The organism is Photorhabdus viridis, assembly GCF_040256935.1.
Lineage (GTDB): Bacteria > Pseudomonadota > Gammaproteobacteria > Enterobacterales > Enterobacteriaceae > Photorhabdus > Photorhabdus viridis.
In genome coordinates this window covers 1-406 of the sequence record NZ_JBEJZY010000296.1, presented here as the reverse complement: position 1 = coordinate 406, position 406 = coordinate 1, and the positions used below count along the sequence as shown (strand labels likewise).

At 49.8% G+C, this 406-nt stretch carries 1 protein-coding gene; it reads left to right on the top strand.

Annotated elements, in window-relative coordinates:
* Positions 1 to 406 (top strand): contractile injection system protein, VgrG/Pvc8 family (locus ABR397_RS23440; protein ID WP_350307796.1); only part of this gene is annotated, 406 nt, incomplete at both ends.

The window sequence follows — 406 nt, the reverse complement described above, 5'->3', positions numbered from 1 at the left end:
TGAAGCGCTCTCATCGTTATTTACCCTGTCTCTGACATTAGCGGCACCGCGTTCAGATATTGATACCGATACCCTCCTGCTCCAAACCGCGCAGTTCACCGTCACCCGTGATGATAACCTGCAACGTGAAGTGAAAGGATTAGTTGAAAGTGCGGTTATTGGCGCCACAAACCGGCATCAAACGCTGTATCACCTGACCATCAAACCAGAAATGTGGCTGCTGACCCTTGATCAGGACAGCCGCATCTATCACCAACTCAGCGTTCCCGAGATTTTACACAGCATACTGAAACAAAAAACCCTCAGGGCCAGTATGCATTTCAATGACCCGCATTCAGTGCGGGAATACACCACCATGAAAAGGGAATCCTCCTATGATTTCTTTACCCGCCTTGCGGCGGAAGAG